Origin of the sequence: Streptomyces exfoliatus (assembly GCF_000725545.1) — a bacterium.
Classification (GTDB): Bacteria; Actinomycetota; Actinomycetes; order Streptomycetales; family Streptomycetaceae; genus Streptomyces; species Streptomyces exfoliatus.
Genome location: NZ_JNZP01000121.1, coordinates 1 through 223, shown reverse-complemented (window position 1 = coordinate 223; position 223 = coordinate 1). Strand labels below are relative to the sequence as shown.

Here is a 223-nt window from a genome sequence, read left to right as displayed (position 1 = left end):
GAAGGAGATTCCGGCGTCCTGTACGGCGGCGCGGATGACGCGTTCCTGGGCGGGGCCGCTGGGTGCGGTGAGTCCGTTGGAGGCGCCGTCCTGGTTGACGGCCGTTCCGGCCACGACGGCGAGAACCTCGTGGCCGAGGCGTCGGGCGTCGGACAGTCGCTCGACGACCAGGACACCGACGCCTTCGGCCCACGCGGTGCCGTCCGCGTCGGCGGAGAAGGAC

At 72.6% G+C, this 223-nt stretch carries 1 protein-coding gene; it reads right to left on the bottom strand.

Annotated elements, in window-relative coordinates; all coding sequences use genetic code 11:
• Window positions 1-223 (bottom strand): beta-ketoacyl synthase N-terminal-like domain-containing protein (locus IO20_RS37340; protein WP_037637105.1); only part of this gene is annotated, 223 nt, incomplete at both ends.